Origin of the sequence: Niabella agricola (assembly GCF_021538615.1) — a bacterium.
Classification (GTDB): Bacteria; Bacteroidota; Bacteroidia; order Chitinophagales; family Chitinophagaceae; genus Niabella; species Niabella agricola.
The window spans coordinates 1287800-1307113 of the sequence record NZ_JAJHIZ010000003.1; the positions used below are offsets into that span (position 1 = coordinate 1287800).

13 protein-coding genes are annotated in these 19314 nt (G+C 46.9%); 4 read left to right on the plus strand and 9 right to left on the minus strand.

The features are described from left to right. Positions 1–17: 17 nt before the first annotated feature. From LL912_RS10780 to LL912_RS10790, 3 genes are all read right to left on the minus strand, one after another. Positions 18–1460, minus strand: coding sequence for an AAA family ATPase (locus tag LL912_RS10780; RefSeq protein WP_235553585.1), 1443 nt, complete (start codon positions 1458–1460; stop codon positions 18–20). 348 nt (positions 1461–1808) lie between these two features. Next, positions 1809–2117, minus strand: coding sequence for a hypothetical protein (locus LL912_RS10785; protein WP_235553586.1), 309 nt, complete (start codon positions 2115–2117; stop codon positions 1809–1811). Positions 2118–2383: 266 nt separating this feature from the next. Beyond that, positions 2384–4660 (minus strand): aconitate hydratase, encoded by a 2277-nt coding sequence (locus LL912_RS10790; RefSeq protein ID WP_235553587.1) that lies wholly within the window; start codon positions 4658–4660, stop codon positions 2384–2386. Between the two features lie 283 nt (positions 4661–4943). Here LL912_RS10790 and LL912_RS10795 point away from each other — a divergent pair, with 283 nt between their 5' ends. Beyond that, complete coding sequence (locus tag LL912_RS10795) at positions 4944–5165, plus strand: PspC domain-containing protein (RefSeq protein WP_090393376.1); 222 nt, start codon at positions 4944–4946, stop codon at positions 5163–5165. 21 nt (positions 5166–5186) lie between these two features. Here the strand turns inward: LL912_RS10795 and LL912_RS10800 are convergent, their stop codons facing one another. Further along, a complete protein-coding gene (locus LL912_RS10800) occupies positions 5187–6503 on the minus strand; it encodes a sensor histidine kinase (protein WP_235553588.1) in 1317 nt (438 codons plus the stop codon). A gap of 226 nt (positions 6504–6729) precedes the next feature. On the opposite strand from LL912_RS10800, the gene LL912_RS10805 reads away from it, so the two are divergent. Genes LL912_RS10805 through LL912_RS10815 form a run of 3 tightly spaced genes read left to right on the plus strand, consistent with a single transcriptional unit; the run spans position 6730 to position 8900 of the window. Continuing rightward, positions 6730–7287, plus strand: coding sequence for an RNA polymerase sigma factor (locus tag LL912_RS10805; RefSeq protein WP_235553589.1), 558 nt, complete (start codon positions 6730–6732; stop codon positions 7285–7287). Continuing rightward, positions 7280–8008, plus strand: coding sequence for an anti-sigma factor (locus tag LL912_RS10810; RefSeq protein ID WP_235553590.1), 729 nt, complete (start codon positions 7280–7282; stop codon positions 8006–8008). Before LL912_RS10805 ends, LL912_RS10810 begins: the two co-directional genes overlap by 8 nt. Next, a complete protein-coding gene (locus tag LL912_RS10815) occupies positions 7983–8900 on the plus strand; it encodes a DUF4097 domain-containing protein (RefSeq protein WP_235553591.1) in 918 nt (305 codons plus the stop codon). Before LL912_RS10810 ends, LL912_RS10815 begins: the two co-directional genes overlap by 26 nt. A gap of 98 nt (positions 8901–8998) precedes the next feature. Here the strand turns inward: LL912_RS10815 and LL912_RS10820 are convergent, their stop codons facing one another. From LL912_RS10820 to LL912_RS10840, 5 genes are all read right to left on the minus strand, one after another. Continuing rightward, the gene (locus tag LL912_RS10820) at positions 8999–9619 is read right to left on the minus strand and encodes a response regulator (RefSeq protein ID WP_235553592.1); all 621 of its coding nucleotides are present in this window, start codon (positions 9617–9619) and stop codon (positions 8999–9001) included. A gap of 26 nt (positions 9620–9645) precedes the next feature. Beyond that, positions 9646–12585 (minus strand): sensor histidine kinase, encoded by a 2940-nt coding sequence (locus LL912_RS10825; RefSeq protein ID WP_235553593.1) that lies wholly within the window; start codon positions 12583–12585, stop codon positions 9646–9648. A 325-nt stretch (positions 12586–12910) separates the two neighbouring features. Then, complete coding sequence (locus LL912_RS10830) at positions 12911–16252, minus strand: vitamin B12-dependent ribonucleotide reductase (protein ID WP_235553594.1); 3342 nt, start codon at positions 16250–16252, stop codon at positions 12911–12913. 254 nt (positions 16253–16506) lie between these two features. Further along, entirely contained in the window at positions 16507–17082 is a 576-nt protein-coding gene (locus LL912_RS10835) for a DUF1543 domain-containing protein (protein WP_235553595.1), read from the minus strand. After that, a complete protein-coding gene (locus LL912_RS10840) occupies positions 17069–19132 on the minus strand; it encodes a thioredoxin domain-containing protein (protein ID WP_235553596.1) in 2064 nt (687 codons plus the stop codon). The genes LL912_RS10835 and LL912_RS10840 overlap by 14 nt, the downstream gene beginning before the upstream one ends. Positions 19133–19314 lie beyond the last annotated feature (182 nt).

Here is a 19314-nt window from a genome sequence, read left to right on the forward strand (position 1 = left end):
GGAGGGCTTTTTATTGCCTATAAAAACAAGGCATCCATGGTTACTTCAGCCGTCACACGGCCGGTGGCATGCATATTGCTTTGGACACCGTAAGTCGTAAGCAAGGTAAGGAACAATGTTTTCCTCGTGCGGGTGATGCGCCGGAATGTATTCAATTTATGATCCAGGTCCCCGGCATAGGTTTTGTCAATCACAAATGCATCTTCTGAAAATTTCATCTCGCAGATGTTCATACAATGATCCTGGCGGTCGACGACCAGGTCGATCTGCGTGCCTTTTTCCGCATTTCCTTTTGGCGGCTGATATCTCCACCCGGATTCTTCTGTAAACACCCCTTCGATTCCCAGTGCTTTTTTAACCTGCCTAATATGCTTCAGACAAACCGCTTCAAAGGCAAACCCGCACCAGCTTTTATAAGCGGGCGTTTGCCCTCTTCTTAACCAGGAGCCGGTGCCGGCAGCTTTTGCACCCTCAATAAATTTCAGGTAAAACATCGTGTATTCATCCGAAAGCTTATAGATGCTTTCATTGGCACTTTTCCCAAAAGCCACATACGGTGTGATAAAACCTGATTCCTCCAACTCCCGCAGCAGCTTGCTCGTAGTACCGCCGCTCGTAAACCCGCATGCCGTAAGGATCTCATCCCGGGTAAGCCCCTTCCCTTTCTTTGCCAATGCACGCACCACTTTTTCATGCTGCTGCGCATTTACAAACAGGGATTGATACAGGTTTTCAAATTCTTTGCGCAGTACCCCATCCTTGCTAAAGCAAAGCCGGTCGATGATCTGGGCAGCACTTTCTCCTGGTTGCACCGTTTGAAGATAATACGGAATGCCTCCCACAGCCATATAAAGCTGAAGCAGCTGGTAAGCATCCAGCACAGCTCCCAAATGCTTCAGGTAAGCCCTTGTTTCTCCCAGGGTAAAAGGAAGCAGCCGGATCTTTTGGGTGACCCGGTTATGCAGTCCGCCCCTGTTGTTAATGATCTTATCGATCATCCAGGAAGCAGCAGATCCGCAGATGACTACTTTCAGGTTCGGTCGTTTTGTAGCACTGCTGTTCCACCAGTGATCGAAGGCCTGCAGAAAATTCGACCGGGGTGTATGGATCCACGGAAACTCATCAAAAAAAAGTACTGCGGCCCCGCCCTGGCCAAGCGGATCCAGCAGGTATTGATCCAGGTATGTAAACGCCTGCATCCAGCCATCCGGGGAAGCCAGCGGAGCCGGGCTTGCAATGGCTTTCCCCAGGGCTGTGCTGAAATTTTTCAGCTGGTCAGACAATGCGGCGTCATGGATTCCCGACATTTCAAACACCATCTCCTTCCTGAACAATGTTCGGACCAGATAGGTCTTTCCCACTCTCCGGCGGCCATAAACCGCAATCAATTCCGGCCTGGGCGTGCGCAACAGCCGGTTCAACAGCGCCTGCTCTGCTTGTCTTCCTATTATGAGCTCCATGATCGATCTGTTTTCGTTGTTCCGAAGGTATAAAATATGGACAAAATTCAGAACTATAATCAGCCAAAATAACAGAAAATACGACTATTTTGGACAAGTATAAAAATTATGTTCAGCCAAAATATATAAAATAGATGCATTTTGGACAAGTATAAAAATTACAATCAGCCAAAATGATAAAAAACAGGATGGTTTTGATCATAAAAAAAGCCCGTTTAATGCTGAGATCTTACAGGCTTTTATAACAAAAACATAAGCAGCAATCTCAATCGAACCGTTCTGCCATCGTGTTTGCTTCAGCAAGATCGGCCGCATCAATCACATATTGCCTGCGGATGATATTTCCCTTCAATCCCTGGCATCTATCCATTGCCTGCTGTTAAAGAAATTAGTGCTGTCCTTTTCGCAGCGCACTCTTTCTTTATCATTTTCGTTAAAAACATCCACGCAATTTGTGTCGCTTTTTACGCTGTCATCCATGATCATCCGTACAATATTAGAAGGCAATACTTCTTCCGCCAGGGGCGTAAAAGGGCAATTGTCCCGGCACCCGAACTCATCGGTTTGGCCGGCGTTAAGTGTAATCGTTACCGTGCCAACCGTTAGCGTTCCGTCTTTGTCGGAGATGCAATGGCCAAACGCCAGCACGACCGGCATCTTCAAGGTATTTTTATACGCTGTAACGAACTGATACCAGCCCTCTTTATCGTATGATGTTTTTACAGGCGATGCAGGCCATTAAACAAACGGACAGTACAGGAAGTAACCGGTTTTTCTTCATTGTGGTTATTTTTGGTGACACATAAAAAGAGGGATAAAGCGTTGCGAATAATCGGAATATTTCATGCATCACCCCACCCCCTTACCAAAAGAGGCTGTCCCCCACTTTGGGAACAGCCTCCTTTTATTCCGATGCATTAAAATTATTTATTTTGTTTTGCAGCAAATTCCCTCCGGATGATATTCAGCGCTGCGCCGGCTTTAAACCATTCGATTTGCTGGGCATTATAAGAATGATTTACGGTAATGGCTTCAGAAGTGCCATCTTTATGATGCAATACGAGGGATAACGGCGTATTGGGAGCAAACTCCGTAAGCCCGATGATATCGATCGTATCGTCCTCCTGGATCTTTTCATAATCATCTTTATTGGCAAAAGTGAGCGCCAGCATACCTTGTTTTTTCAGGTTGGTTTCATGGATCCGCGCAAAAGATTTTACCAATACAGCGCGAGCTCCCAGGTGGCGGGGCTCCATAGCCGCATGTTCGCGACTGCTGCCTTCTCCGTAGTTCTCATCGCCTACGATCAGGGTGCCGATATTGTTTGCTTTATAAGCCCGTTGCGTGGCTGGTACGGGGCCGTATTCGCCGGTCAACTGATTCTTTACGTTATCGGTTTTATCATTAAAGTAATTCACCGCCCCGATCAAGAGGTTGTTGGAAATATTATCCAGGTGACCGCGGAATTTCAACCAGGGGCCCGCCATGGAAATATGGTCGGTAGTACATTTACCTTTTGCCTTAATCAGCAGTCTCAGCCCTTTCAGATCGGTGCCTTCCCATTCAGGAAATGGGTCCAGCAGCTGGAGGCGTTTGCTATCCGGTGCCACTTTTACCTCAACACCGGAACCATCTGCAGCAGGTGCCTGGTAACCCGGATCATCTACAGCAAATCCTTTAGCCGGCAATTCTTCTCCGCTCGGGGGATCCAGTTTTACGGTCTCCCCTTTTTCATTTACAAGAGTGTCTGTAATGGGGTTAAATGTAAGATCTCCGGCAATAGCCAATGCTGTTACCAGCTCAGGGGACGCCACAAATGCATAGGTATTGGGGTTACCATCTGCCCGTTTGGCAAAGTTCCGGTTGAAGGAATGCACGATGGTATTCTTTTCCTGTTTGTCAGCACCCAAACGGTTCCACATACCAATGCAAGGACCGCAGGCATTTGCAAATACGGTAGCGCCGATACTGGCGAATGTATCCAGGAAACCATCCCGCTCGATGGTATAGCGTACCTGCTCGGAACCCGGCGTAATGGTGAATTCCGCTTTTGTCTTTAACCCTTTTTCATTCACCTGTTTTGCCAGCGATACGGCACGGCTGATATCTTCATAAGAAGAGTTTGTACAGCTTCCGATCAATCCTACTTCTACTTTTGTCGGCCAGTCGTTTGCGGCTGCGGCTTCCTTCATTTTTGAAATCGGGGTAGCCAGGTCCGGGGTAAAGGGCCCGTTCAGATGCGGTTCCAGTTCATCCAGGTTAATCTCAATCACCTGGTCGAAATACTGTTCCGGATTGGCATAAACCTCCGGATCGGCAGTCAGCTGATCTTTGATGGCATCCGCAGCAGCAGCTACATCTGCACGCCCGGTAGCTTTCAGATAACGGCTCATGCTGTCGTCATATGCGAAAGTAGAGGTTGTAGCACCGATTTCAGCGCCCATATTACAAATGGTCCCCTTTCCTGTACAGCTCAGCGCCTGTGCACCCTCACCAAAATATTCCACGATACAACCGGTACCACCCTTTACGGTCAGGATCCCGGCTACTTTCAGAATCACATCCTTTGGCGCCGCCCACCCGTTTAATTTCCCGGTGAGTTTTACGCCGATCAGTTTGGGCATTTTTAATTCCCAGGGAAGGCCCGACATTACATCACAGGCATCAGCTCCGCCTACACCAATCGCAATCATTCCCAATCCTCCGGCATTTACCGTATGGCTATCTGTTCCGATCATCATCCCGCCCGGGAACGCATAATTTTCCAATACTACCTGGTGAATGATACCGGCACCTGGTTTCCAGAACCCGATCCCGTATTTATTGGAAACCGAAGCCAGGAAATCAAACACTTCACTACTGTCTTGTTTAGCCACTGCCAGATCCTGGGCCGCACCTGTTTGTGCCATAATCAGGTGATCGCAATGTACTGTGGAGGGAACCGCCACTTTATCACGACCAGCCTGCATAAACTGCAGCAGCGCCATTTGCGCGGTTGCATCTTGCATGGCCACCCTGTCCGGAGCAAAATCCACATAATCCACTCCCCGCTGGTAAGCCCTTTGAGCAGGTGCGGTCAGGTGTGCATACAGTACTTTTTCGGTAAAGGTTAAAGGCTTGTTCACGAGTTTACGCGCCTCAGCTACCTTCCCTTCAAATTCGGCGTAAACCTTCTTTATCAGGTCAATATCAAATGCCATAAAAAAATCATTTAATTGGATGTGAATGAATTGCGGCGAATTTACAAAATTCTGACGGTTTTTCCGATTAAAATCATTTGATTATGGAGATGATGCGAATGGATCTGCTAGTTTACCGGTAGTTGAAAAACGGCGGGGGCATTGACTCAAAATATCCTTATAATTAAATCATTACCAACCTGTTCTTACAAAAATGCGGTTAAATTCCAATATCCGCGTTCAAAATATGCAGAATTCGAAAAGAATAAATATTTTTGCATTGTCTATTTTGATCGCACTAACTATGAACCGTCTGAAAAGTTTTGTTGAATGGAACGCATTTGGCGTTTGTTCTTCCATCGGGAACCGGATGAATATTTCTCCCAGCCGTATCCGGCAATACTTTATTTATACTTCTGTTTTGACGATGGGTTCACCGATCCTGATCTATATGATCCTGGCGTTCTTCAAGAATGTCAAAAATTATATTCATTCTTCGAAAAGAAATCCCTGGTATTATTTGTAGGTACGGGCGGAATTTGTGGGGTCACCCGTCCGCTTGTATCATGCTTCCTTTAGGCAGCCATACCGTAAAGCAGGTTCCTTCTCCGGGAGCACTTTCCACCTCTATCCGCCCTTTATTCTGGCGCACAAATTCGCTGCAAAGCAGCAGCCCTACCCCTGTGCCCCGTTCCCCAACAGTGCCATAGGCCGGATCCTGAGGGCTATAGAACATTTTTTTTAGCCGCTCTCCGTCTATCCCCATACCATGATCGGCGATAGTAATAACCACCTGGTTGTCCTGCGCTGCAGCTGCAATTTCTACTGCTGCACCGGAAAAGCTGAATTTAACTGCATTGCTCAGCAGATTGCGCAACACCACGGAGATCTGATCCCGGTCGGCGTATAAAGTTATTTCCGCAGCAACCCGGATTGTTGCTTGGATTTTTTTTTGTTGCAGAACCGGGTCAAAGAAACGCGCTACTTCTCCTACCAGCGGTAACAACGGGAAATTTCCGGGAGCGATTTGTACACCCTGCATTCCCCGGGCACTCCAGCGCAGCAAATTATCCAATGTGCCGCTTAACTGGGAAACCCGTTCATGCAGCAACATGGTAGCTGCTTCCATCTCCTCTCCGTTAAGCAAACCGTTCCGGAACTGCTCCAGCAATGCGTCCAGGGTGGCAATCGGACTGCGTATATCATGCGCCACTACGGAAAACAGCCGCTCCTTATCCCGGTTCATTGCGGCCAGGGCCTGCCGCTGTCCGTCAATTTCGTGTTCATAATCGGACTGTATAGATTTAAAAAAGAACAGGGCCAGCACTACAAAAAATAAGGCCGTAGTCACATTGCTCCAAACGCGCTCCCTGGGAACCGGAGGACCAAAAACAGGAGGTTGGGGGAAAAACTGGATCAACAGGTGCGCCGCTATAATCAGCAGGCTTAGTCCTACGATTACCCGCCGGTTATCGTTTGTTAAAATGGCAACAATGAGAATATTGAGTAAAAAATACTGGGCTCCATTGTGAAAATACAGACCACTGAATGTATAAATCAGCAGATTAACGCCAATCAGCACAAACCTTGCACCCAGGTACATACGCCAACGGTGCATGATAAACACCATTACGGCCGACAGGGCATTTGCCAGGTTAAGTCCGGCCAGCACATAACGCTCCTGGGTAAAATTGACCACTGCATAGCAAAACATAAAAGGAATACAGGGCAGTGCCAGCAGATTTAACAATTTGGTTCGCCGGGACTCTACATAGGGCATAGCCGGCAAAATGCCAACATTAACGATACGATTCCAAACCAGGTTTACATACTTCAGCAATAATTGTTTCGCATTCAGGGCCATAAGGACAAAGATAAACCAATGGGACCTATCTGCTCATTTGCCAGGTGCATAGCTGTTGTATACGCACCGGAATGGGGCCGATGCCTAACTACAGCAACCGGTCCAAAAATAATTGATATAATCAAGTGACTATCATAAAATTACGCACATTTTCAAAAAATTGCCAGATCTATGTGTAACATTTTAAAACTTTTTGCTATTATTAGATAAAGGGTAAATTACTTCGTTGGACCAAACTGTAGAAATAGCGAGAGATGAGCAGGTTGAACTTTGCAAAAAGGGAGACAACAGTGCCTATTTCAGCATCTACGAACGGTATGCCAAACCCATGTTAAACAGCAGTATGCGGATCCTGAATAATATTGCAGATGCTGAGGACATGGTACAGGAAGCGTTTATTGATGCGTTCAGCAACCTGGAGTCTTTTACTTACAAGAGCTCATTTGAGGCCTGGTTGCGGCGAATTGTTATTAACAAATCCATCAGCCTGCTCCGGAAACGGAAGATCACCTGGACCGACATTGATCTTTCAGGAGCAGCAGCTACCGACGAACCGGAGAGAACAAATGAGGAGCAATTTGAATTTGATATAGAAAGGGTAAAAGCAGCAATCCGTACGCTCCCCGAAAATTATAGGGTCATTTTTAATTTGTTTGTTATCGATGAGCTGAAGCAGGATGAAATTGCTGCTCTTCTTAATATTTCTCATAATAATGTCCGGACGATTTACCATCGTGCAAAGAAAAAAGTGCTGGACATATTAAATGCGAATGATCATGGATAATCGGTTAGAAGATTTTATTCAAAAGAACAAAAAGGCCTTTGACGACCAGGAGCCCTCTGCGGCTCTCTGGAAGCGTCTGGAAAAAAAAATACATGAACGGGAGCATCAACCGGCGCTGGCCGGGGGATCCACCGATTCCAAATTGGTTAAAGTCAACTGGTGGAAATGGGCCGCCGCAGCCATGATTTTGATTACCGCCGGCGTTCTAAGCAAACCCTACTGGAAGCCTGCTACTTCCGGCCCAACACCCGGATCCTATGCCTACAATGACTCCGGAAGCCGTCATAACGATGATCCCAGAAGCGGCAGCGAAAATACTGCCAATGACAGCGCAGGTTCATATGAAGATAGACAGGCACGCCATCCCGGCAGTAATGACTTGCCGAAGGATACGCCATACCAGGCAGATCAAAAGGCTGGTAACGAAGTAAAGGAAGAGCTTTTTCACTATGCCCGGCTGATAGAAATTAAACAAAAAGAAATTGCCACGTTAAAAAACAACTACCCTGAATTATTTGAACAGTTTTCAAAAGATCTTACCACACTCGACAATTCTTTTGCGGCATTGAAGCATAAGTATGATGAAGGTTTAAACAGCGAACAGTTGCTTAGTGCGATGATTGAGAACCTGAAGTTGCAAACAGAATTGCTGAACCGCCAACTGGAGATCACCAAGAAACTTAAACAACAAAAAAATGAACCCACTTATAAAAATATTTAGCCTGTTTTTCTTGCTTTTGGCGGTTTACAGCAATGCCCGGGCAGCAAGCAACCATCCGGCTATTGCCGGATGGGACGCGGAAAAAAGAAAATCCTTTTCAAAATCGTACCCGTTAACAGACCGTTCGAGGGTTTCTATTAAAAATTCGTTCGGCAATGTAAACGTGTCCAACTGGAACAAAAACGAGGTAAAGGTAGATGTAACCATCACCGTAAAGGCGACGAACGAAGAAATCGCAACGGCTCTCCTGGATGCGATCACCATTAAAGAAAGTGCCGGCACCAATATTTCTTTTGAAACCAGTATCGAATCCAAAAATAACAACAGGCGTGGAAAAAGCTCATCGATGCAGATTGACTATACCGTTTACCTGCCCTCAGCAACCAACCTGAAGGTTGTTAATTCGTTTGGAAATACGCATGTCCCCGACCGTACCGGCAATACTGAACTTTCCCAGTCCTATGGGAACCTGACCACGGGTAGCCTGGCCAATACAGACCGGTTGTCTGTTGAATTTGGAAAACTGATGGCTAAGGAACTGGAAAATACAAAGGTATTTGTAAAGTTCTCGCAGGTAGATATCAACCGGTTATCGGGCAATTTTGATGGTAATTTCCAGTTCTGTACCAAGCCTTCCATTGGGCTTACGCCTACAGTGCAGCATGTGAAAATTGAAACCAAATATTCAGATCTTACCCTTATCCTGCCGAAAACCTTTGATGCACAGGTTGACATTGTTACAAATTTTGGCCGCTTAACCAATAACAGCGATTTGAAGCTGACCGACAGGGATGGCGGAGGGCTAACAGAAACCCGGTATACAAATCCGTCTTCCCGGGCTAACCGCAGGATTTCTATCAGGAGTGAATTCGGCAAGATCCAGCTTAAATAGTGCCGGGCAGTGAAAGGCAAGAAAAAAGGCCATTAAATGATGGCCCTGGGGTGTAGTAAAAGTTAAAAAGGCATTTTCCATTGTCCGGTTATTCTCATTTATTTAAGATGTTTATAGTAAAATGATATTGCTTCTCCCAATGAAGCTACGTGCAGTTTTTCGTAAATTCTTCTGGTATAGGTTCCAACGGTGTTAAACGTGATCTGCAGCTTTTCTGCAATCATCTTATAGCTCAGCCCGTCTGCCAGCAGCTGCAATACCTCTGCTTCCCGTTCGCTTAGTGAGGAAGCAACCACCGGCGGTTTAAAATAATCCAGCACCTTTAACGCAATGCCAGGGTTCATTACTGCACCGCCTTCATGAACATCATGGATGGCCTGCAGTAATTTTTGAGAAGAATCGTTTTTCAATACATACCCGCTGGCGCCATTGCGGATACTGGTAAAAATCTTCTCACTGTCGTCAAAGACCGTCTGCATCAGTACTTTGATCCCTGGGCGTGTAGTTTTGATTGTTTTTAAGCCCTCAAGTCCATTTACCTCTGGCATATTGATGTCCATCAGTACTACATCAGGCTGGGTGTTGTCCATGTCCGCAACGGCATCTTTACAATTCTCTGCCTCACCAACATACTCCAGATCGTCTGTCAGTTGAATCAGGTTCTTGAGACTGTCTCTCCTGGCTATATTGTCATCATATATAAAAACCCTGATCGGCATTGTTCAGGCAAAGATAGAAGAGTTCGTTATATGCCTTTGTCACGAATATTCGTGACAGGAATTTCGACACTAATTTTAGTCCCTTTTTGAAGGAAACTGGCAATCTGAAAAACGCCTCCCAGTTCTTCGGCCCTTTTTTTCATATTCCGCAACCCATTTCCGCTTGATTTTGCGTCTTCCTGGAACCCGATCCCATTGTCTACAATTTCGATCCGGAGCAGATCGTTTTTGGCATAAAGCCGGATGGATACCAGGCTGGCCTTGCTGTATTTTACAATGTTATTTACGGCTTCTTTTACAATAAGGACCACGTTTTTCCGGGCTGTGATATGCTGTACGATATCATTGATTTCGGGATCGATATTGATCTCGTAATGAATTTCCCTGCTCCCTAATACCTCACTTACAAAATTTTTGATACGACTATCTACTGTAAGCATATTCTGCCTGTCTGTACGCATACTCCAGATAATGTCGCCGATATCTTCCAGGATCTTTGAAGAGTTGATCGAGATCTGTTCCAGCAGGTACTTGGTTTTATGCGCGTCCCGCTCCATCATGTTAACCGCTACATCACTGTATACTTTGAGGCTGCTGAGTGTAGACCCGATATCATCATGCAGATCTTCCGTGATCCGGTTGCGCTCCATGTCGATCCGCTTTTTTTGTGCATATTTTCTTTTTTGCCCCAATGTTTTCAACCTGTTTAAAAGCAAGAAAATGATTCCGGTTACCAGGGAAGCTATTACTACTATAAACCAGGCACTCCTGTAATAGGGCGCCCGGATATTAAAATACAGGGTAAGTACATGATGGCTTATTAATCCGTTAATATTTACCGCCCTTACCTTAAGCACGTGCCGGCCCGGGTCCAGGCTCAGGTTCAGGGTATTTCCTACAATTTCCGGCATCGACGAATCCTGGTTAAGCGAGTACACAAAATGATCAAAATAACCCGAAAGATTCACCCCGGAAAAGGTGAGCGTAATGGTCCGGTCGCTGCTCGGAAGATCATAGGATGTAGCAACCGGCAATTGCTTCTGGTTAACCCTAATATCAGTAAGGTATGTTTTTATATCAAACCGGGGAATACTGATATTTGCCGGAATGATGGCGATTCCGCTTTCCGCGGCCAGGTAAATGGAATCATTCCGGTAGGCGATATCCGTAATCACATTATTGGAAACCCCATCTTCATGATTCAGATTGGTGATGGTATAATTGAACCGTCCCTGGTCCATACTGTAATTGATATACGCCGCTCCACGCCGGGTGGTGGTCCATAATAACCCCGGCTTATCGGTTTCCTGAAGCTTTACTACTGAAAAATTCAAGAACCGGGGATCCGATACCTGATATACGACCTGCGTATCTTTCAAAACAAAGACGCCATTGTTCAAGGTTGCCACCCAGATCAGCCCGTCGGGAGTGGCTGTTGTAGATAGAATGCGGGCACTTTTCAGCGGCGTGCTGGCACCTACCTCCGACAATGTATTTAACATGTAATCATACCGCAAAAGGCCTTCTGTAGTTCCGAGATAAATGTATTTACCCTGTACCGCCAGGGTTGATACCCGAAGCAACGGCACTTTCAGCCGGGTGGCGCGTTCGGTTCTGGTATTGATCTTATATAGCCCTCCCTTAGGATCCACTCCCGAAACGATGATAATGCTGTCATTGTAAATCACACCCTTTTTTAATTGGCGGATCGTCTCTGAAGTTTCCAGCCGGACCAGTCGGTTATAATCTACAAAACATCCCCATTCAGATAAAACAAATACTTTATTTTGAGACTTCAGGAGTCCTACAACACGGGTGGTATTTCCTTTTGCATTGATGCTGCGAATGCGCACCGGGCCGTTCCGGGGTTTTTCAATAATTTCGCCGTAGTTGTTACCCCCATATATGGTTCCATCCGAATCTACACAAACAGACCTGAAGTTATTCCTTGTGGGAGGCGGCGGCAATGGCCGGATGATATTCAGCGTGCTTTTTCTAAAAAGGAGGAGGCCTTTATCCATGGTAGACACCCAGATATCACCGTTCTTGTCTCTGAATGACGAATTGGCAAAAAAGTTACCGGATATTTTAAACTTTAGCGAATCGGTTCTGTAATCAAACACGTATATGGAACCTTTAGCGGTGGACACATTGATTTCATTGCCATTTTCCCGGATCATGAGTGGGTTTTCATCAATCTCTTTCTCTACTACATGAATCGGATTCCCGTGGCTGGATTTTTGTATGATATAGATCTTTTCGATTCCCCTTAGCACATACAACTTACTTTTGAGTTGGATATTGATTTCATAAAGCCGCATCTTCTCTTTCTTTTCAAATAACAGTACACTATCCAGGCGGTTCTGGCTTTTGAGATACGCATAATACTTAAGTCCGTTTATATTGCCTGCATACATCCAATTTGGTTTGCCATTCTCAAAAAACCGGTATGCTGTCCGGCTTTCTGAGGGTACCAGTTTTTTATTTTTAAATACCAGCTCACCCCCGGTATTAAAAAAAACAACGCCTCCTTCTTCCAGGCGCCGGGTCCATAACACAAGCCGTACAAAATCTCTTCGAATGTTTACATTTTTCAACGGGTCAATAAACCGGTCGCTTGCTTCATCATAATAGCAGGGGCCTTGTTTAAAGGTGTTGATCCAGATGGTTCCGTCCTTTTCCTTGAGCACTTCCAGCACATCCATATCCGGCACTCCTTCTGCCATGGCATACCGTTTAAAGTACTTGCCATCGAACCGGCAAACACCATTATCAGTAGCCACCCATAAAAAACCCTTGTCGTCCTCGGTACAGGAATACACAAGATTGCTCGCCAATCCTTCGTTTACGGTAAACGCTTTCGCCAGTCTGAGATTCTGGGATGCCGCAGTTGTTGCAACCAGGCAAATCAGCATTAAAGAAAACAGGAGCCCAACATAATGGTTATCATTTTTAGCCTTCCTCATAGCGGCCTTCGGGATTTATCTTGAATCTGCATTACTGACAAAAATATACAATTTTACACATCAATCTGCCCGCCCGGCAGCCCGGGCCGGAAACTGCTGACTGCCGGCAATAACTTTTGATGCACAGGGATCGTGTACATATAGAATAACCGTCCCGGAACCGGCCAATTGAAACTTTTACCCTGCACTGTGACAATCTTCATTCAAAAAAGCAAAAGGCATATATAGCAGTTTATATATCTTAAATACCCCAGACCGTTGTGGTGTATGTACTAAAAAAGGATGCTCCTTTACAGAGCATCCCTTATCTATTGCTTACTGGTTTCTAACTGCATCCAAGGCTGTTGCCACAGTTCAGGCATTTATAACAGGTACCGCTGCGAATGGTAATATGCCCGCAAACATTACATGCGGGCGCATCGCCCTGCATATTTTTTGCAGCGGCATTCACCGCATCAAGTCCTGCCTCGTATTTAGAGCCGGCCACACCCGTCACGGGTTTAGCGACAGCTTTTCCAACTACCCGTACTTCGCTTAGCTCCGGCTTCCGGTCTCCGATAGTGGGCGTGTCCGGCGCCCAATCATCCTCTTCAACGGCTCTGGTTGTTCCGTCCAGCACATGTACAAGATCAGCCCGTCCCAGGTATTCGTAGGCAAGCGCCCGGAACATGAAGTCGATAATGGACGTGGTTGATTTAATGTTCGGGTGCTGTACCATGCCTGATGGTTCAAACCTTGTAAATACAAATTTTTCTACAAATTCTTCCAGGGGCACCCCGTATTGCAACCCGATAGAAACTGCAATAGCAAAACAGTTGAGCATACTTCGCATTGTGGCGCCTTCTTTTGCCATATCAATAAAAATTTCACCCAGGGTGCCATCACCATATTCACCAGTACGCAAAAACAGGGTTTGCCCGTTGATCTTTGCTTTCTGAGTAAACCCTCTCCGTTTTGCGGGAAGCGATCGGCGTTCCACAATCATGGCCAGCTGGCGCTTCAGCGACGTATCGGCGCTGTCCTGTACCCGGCGGTTCACTTCTTCAAGCAACTCGTCGATAGTTAATTTTCCCAGGTCGATGATCGCTGCTTCCTGCGGTGTTTCTTCGATGGCGTCTTTATCTGTTTCTGTTTTTGATTTGGTATCCGCCTTATTGCTCAATGGCTGGCTCAGTTTGGAACCATCACGATACAGGGCACAGGCCTTTAACCCCAGTTCCCAGCTCAATTTATACGCATCTGCAATTTCTTCAATGGAGGCTTCATTCGGCAGGTTGATGGTTTTACTGATGGCACCACTCAGGAAGGGTTGTGCCGCAGCCATCATACGGATATGTCCGTGCGCATGAATATACCGTTGCCCGGTAGGGCCACATTTATTGGCACAGTCAAAAACAGGCAGATGTGCTTCCTGCAAATAAGGTGCTCCTTCCACCGTCATGGTACCACATACATAAATATTGGCCGCTTCGATTTCCTTTTCTGTAAAGCCAAGTGCTTCCAGCATATTCCAGTCAAAGTTATTGTACTCCTCCGGCTTAAAGCCCAGGCGTTGCAGGCAGGCTTCCCCCAGTGAGAATACGTTGAATGCAAACCTGATCTCGAAGGCTGTAACCATTGCAGCATCCAGCTGTTGTATTTCCGCAGCAGTGAATCCTTTTGCCGCTAAGGTTTCGTTGTTAATATAAGGAGCCCCTTTTAATGTAGCATGGCCTTTGGCATAATTCACAATTTCCTGTATCTCATGTTCTGTATATTTTAGCGTACGCAAGGCCTGGGGCACGCTTTGATTAATGATCTTGAAATAACCGCCCCCACTGAGCTTTTTAAATTTAACCAGCGCAAAATCCGGTTCCACGCCGGTGGTATCACAATCCATTACCAACCCAATGGTGCCTGTGGGAGCAATCACCGTTGTTTGTGCGTTACGGTAACCATGCTGTTCTCCCAGCTGCACGGCTGTATCCCAGGCCCTGGTGGCCGCCTTCAAAAGATACTCCGGACAATGCGCGGCACGGATACCCTGGGGTTTGATCTGCAATCCATCATAGGCATCCTCGGCATCATAAGCCGCCGCACGATGATTCCGCATCACCCGCAACATAGGTTCTTTATTTTCTGCATACCGGGGAAACGCGCCCAGGTTGGCCGCCATTTCTGCCGACGTAGCATAAGCCACACCCGTCATGATTGCCGTAATAGCGCCGGCAATTCCGCGTGCAGCGTCGCTGTCATACGGGATGCCGCTTACCATCAGCATCGATCCGATATTGGCATAGCCCAGTCCAAGTGTACGGTAATCATAGCTTAGCTGTGCTACTTCTTTCGAAGGAAATTGTGCCATCAACACCGATATCTCCAGCACTACCGTCCATAAACGACAGGTATATTCAAACCCCGAGACATCAAACAGATTTTGCTGCTCGTTAAAAAACTTACGCAGGTTTACACTGGCCAGGTTGCAGGCCGTATTATCCAGGAACATGTATTCGCTGCAGGGATTGCTGGCACGTATAGGTCCGCCTTCCGGACAGGTATGCCATTCGTTAATCGTTGTATCAAATTGCGTTCCGGGGTCCGCGCAACGCCAGGCGGCATAATTAATCTGGTCCCAGAGGTCTTTTGCTTTCACCGTGCGCATGGTTTTACCGGTGCTTCTTGCTTTCAATTCCCAATCGCCATCTTCGGCCAGGGCTTTAAAAAATGCATTGGGAATGCGTACCGAGTTATTACTGTTCTGTCCGCTTACCGTCCGGTACGCTTCGCCTTCATAGTCGCTGGAATAGCCTGCGGCGATTAACGCAGCTACTTTATTTTCTTCTTCCACCTTCCAGTTTACAAATTCCACGATCTCAGGATGATCCAGGTCCAGGCAAACCATTTTTGCGGCACGCCGTGTTGTTCCACCGCTTTTAATGGCACCAGCAGCACGGTCGCCGATCTTTAAGAAACTCATCAGTCCGCTGGATGTACCGCCGCCGCTGAGCTTTTCCCCTTCCCCGCGAATGCTGCTAAAATTGGTACCCACACCGCTGCCATATTTAAAGATACGGGCCTCGCGCACCCAAAGATCCATCAATCCTCCGTCATTCACCAGGTCATCCTCCACACTCAATATAAAGCAGGCGTGCGGCTGGGGCCGCTCATAAGCTGATGTAGATTTTTTTAATTGTCCGTCCTTCTGATCTACGTAGTAATGCCCCTGGGGTTTACCCGTAATTCCATATACTTCATGTAACCCGGTATTGAACCATTGGGGACTATTGGGTGCGCAGGACTGGTTCAGAATGGAATATACCAATTCATCATAAAAGACCTGTGCGTCCTCCGTTGAAGCAAAATAGTTGTACCGCTCTCCCCACATCCGCCAGCAATGGGCCAGGCGGTGCGCCACCTGTTTTACACTTGTTTCACGCCCCAGGCTGCCATCCGGCTGGGGAACACCTGCTTTCCGGAAATATTTCTGGGCTAATATATCGGTGGCGATCTGGCTCCATTGACGGGGCACTTCCACATCCTCCAATTGAAATACGATTTCACCATTGGGATTTTTGATCACCGAACTGCGGTAGTCGTATTGAAACATGTCGAAGGGACTGATTCCATCCTGAGTGAATTTCCGGGTAAAACTCAGGCCTTTCCGGTTTTGCTTTTTCGTTGGCGCCATTTTATAAAAGTTTGGTTAAGGTTAAAAACACTGAAGCGTGAATAACGAATTTACTTTTACAAAACGGGCTTTCCCAGTGCTAAATATGCACAGTTGTGGATAAAAATGATTTGAAGGGCTCAATGCAAGGAGCGGCGGCCATTTGCCTTGAGCGCCAACCAAAGCAGGGAGCTTGCCGGCTTATTTTCAGAGCGGCAGGCAACCAGGGCGATGGCCGGGCATCGATTAACTGCGCATCAATGCCTCAATCCATTTTAAATCAACTCATCGCGCAGTTGATCCAGCTTCAGGTAGCCTATATCTACCGGATCTTCGCTCAATCCTTCTTCTTTTGTAATCGTGAGCATAAACTGCTCTTTCTGATGCGTGGATAAGATGTCTTCCACATTGAATACATCATCAATATCGACACCGTACTTGTTGTCTATATGACTAACCGCCTTTGCTGCTGCATTGTAATCTTTATAAAAAGCCGTTTGCTTTGCCCGCTGAACGGCAGCGCCCATGTTAGCCGCTACTGTTATCAGTTTATGGTGATGCTCCTCAAAGTTTCCCGGCAGGTATCCCCCGAGATTAATAAAAAATAATTGTTCGGGTTGTGCCCCCCTTGGCGCGCGCTCCTCTACACGGATCCGGTACCCATCAACAGCGGTTACCTCGCGCCAGGCATCGATATGGATTTTCCCCCTGGCCTCCGGCCAAAATGCCTGTATATCCGGAATAAGTTCAGCAAGTTCTTTTCCGATACCAAAAAAAATATCATGCTGCTCTGTATGCCTCCCCGGAGGTGTACAACCCAGCAGCAGGTAAAACAGTTTATATGAGTCCATGGTCATTTACATTGATCAGTGGCGATAATTCGTTTAAGGTCTGAACCGGTCTTTGGCAGGCGTAGTTTTCGCAAAGATAGATCAGCAGCGGGTTTCCGGCTTCTTTACCGGACAGCATCGGAAAACGGTCATCCGCTTCAGTGGCTGCCATAATGATGCTGTTCGGCAGCAACCGGCTCAACAATACCTGGTGGGCTTTTTCATAATCGCCCAGCAGCACGATTTCTTTGAACCCTTTGTGCACAAGATAAAAGTCAAGCATCCAGGCACCAAAGGAGGTGGGATACTTAAGTATGGCATTGCTCAGTTGGGCGATCATCCGTTCGCCCTGCAACTGCCATTCCGGCTTATTAAACAAAAGGGCCAATGTCAGCAGGTTCCTGGCCATTACCGCATTGCCAGAGGGTGTTGCCCCATCGTACACTTCTTTCTTGCGGAGGATCACATCTTCCTGATCACGGGGCGTATAATAAAAATAGCCGGTATCTTCTTCGGCAAAATCAGTCTGAACAATTTCACAGATCGCATTTGCTTGCAGCAGCCAGTTCGGGTCTGTTGTAATGCGATAGAGTTGCAGCAAAGCTTCTATTAAAAAAGCATAATCATCCAGGAATGCCGGGTATTTGGCAACTCCCTCCTTCCATACGTGTAAAAAGCGTCCGTCCTCCGCTTCAAAAGCGTCCAGGAGAAATTGCATACCCTCAACAGCCTTTACCCTGTACGCTTCATTTCCGGTTATCTCAAAGGCCTTGCTATACGCGATATTCATCAATGCGTTCCAACCCAGTATTACTTTATCATCCAGGCCCGGACCCACCCTTTTAGAACGTTCCTGCAACAGCAAAGAGCGCCCATGCTCCAATAGGATATCCAGCTCCTGCACCGTTATTCCCTGTGCCTCCGCTACCTGTTCCTTCGGTTGCAATATCCGGGGTATATTTTTTCCTTCCCAGTTTCCTCCTTCGGTGATATCATAGTAAACGGCAAATGGCAGCGCTTCGTCTCCAAGCGTTTGCTCAATTTCACGCTTGTTCCATACATAGAACTTTCCTTCAACACCTTCACTATCGGCATCCAGGGCGGCATAAAAACCGCCCAGCGGGTGCTCCAGTTCCCGTTCAACAAAGGCAAGCGTTTGCTCCACACAGATTTTATATCGCTCTGCACCGGTTACCTGGTAAGCTTCGCAAAGCGTGGTTACCAGCAGCGCATTGTCATACAGCATTTTTTCAAAATGCGGTACCAGCCATTCGGTATCGGTTGCATACCGGGCAAAGCCGCCTCCTACCTGGTCGTAGATCCCGCCTTCCATCATCTTATCCAGGCTCAGCAGGGCCTGCGCCCTCGCCCTTGCTGCAAAACTTTCGGGGCGTGTGGCTTCCTGGGTTGCGTAATACAACAGGTAGCGGATGGTTTGCGTTTGCGGAAATTTAGGTGCCCGCCCAAAACCGCCCCAGTTGGTGTCCGCCTGTTTCAGGATATTGGAGCAGGCGGCATCCACATCGTCAGTCGTAAACCTTATGGCTCCCGCATCCTGGATCCCCAAGGCATTGGCCTCCACCAAATACCGGGTCAGATTTTCCGCCTGTTTTTCGATCTCGGGTCTTTTTTGCTTAAAGGCCGTTGCCACGGCCTCCAATACGTCTTTCCAGGAAGGACGGTTTGCATAGGCCTGAGGAGGATAATAAGTACCTCCGTAAAAAGGTTTTTTACCGGGTGTTAAAAATACATTCAGCGGCCAGCCGCCGCTGCCCGTCATCGTTTGAACAGCGTCCATATAAATATGATCCAGGTCTGGCCGCTCCTCCCGATCGATCTTTATATTGATAAAATGTGCGTTCATCAATGCGGCTGTTGCCGAATCTTCAAAACTCTCGCGCTCCATTACATGGCACCAATGACAGGCGGCGTAGCCAATACTTACTAATATCGGTTTATCTTCTGCTATTGCCTTTTGCAACGCTTCCGCGCCCCAGGGGTACCAATCTACCGGGTTATGCGCATGTTGCAGTAAATAGGGACTCGTTTCGTTTATGAGATGATTGGACATGGGAACTGTTTCAGGTTTGAAGTTTAAGATTGAAGGCTGAATGCTGTTTAAAGTTTCAGGTTTCAGGTTGATTTTCGTTTCTGCCTGACGTGAGTTGCTCTATTCCCGGATCTTATGATCTTTTACGGAAGTGCGATTATTGAACAGTAACGGAATTCCTCACTTTTACATTTTAAATTTAA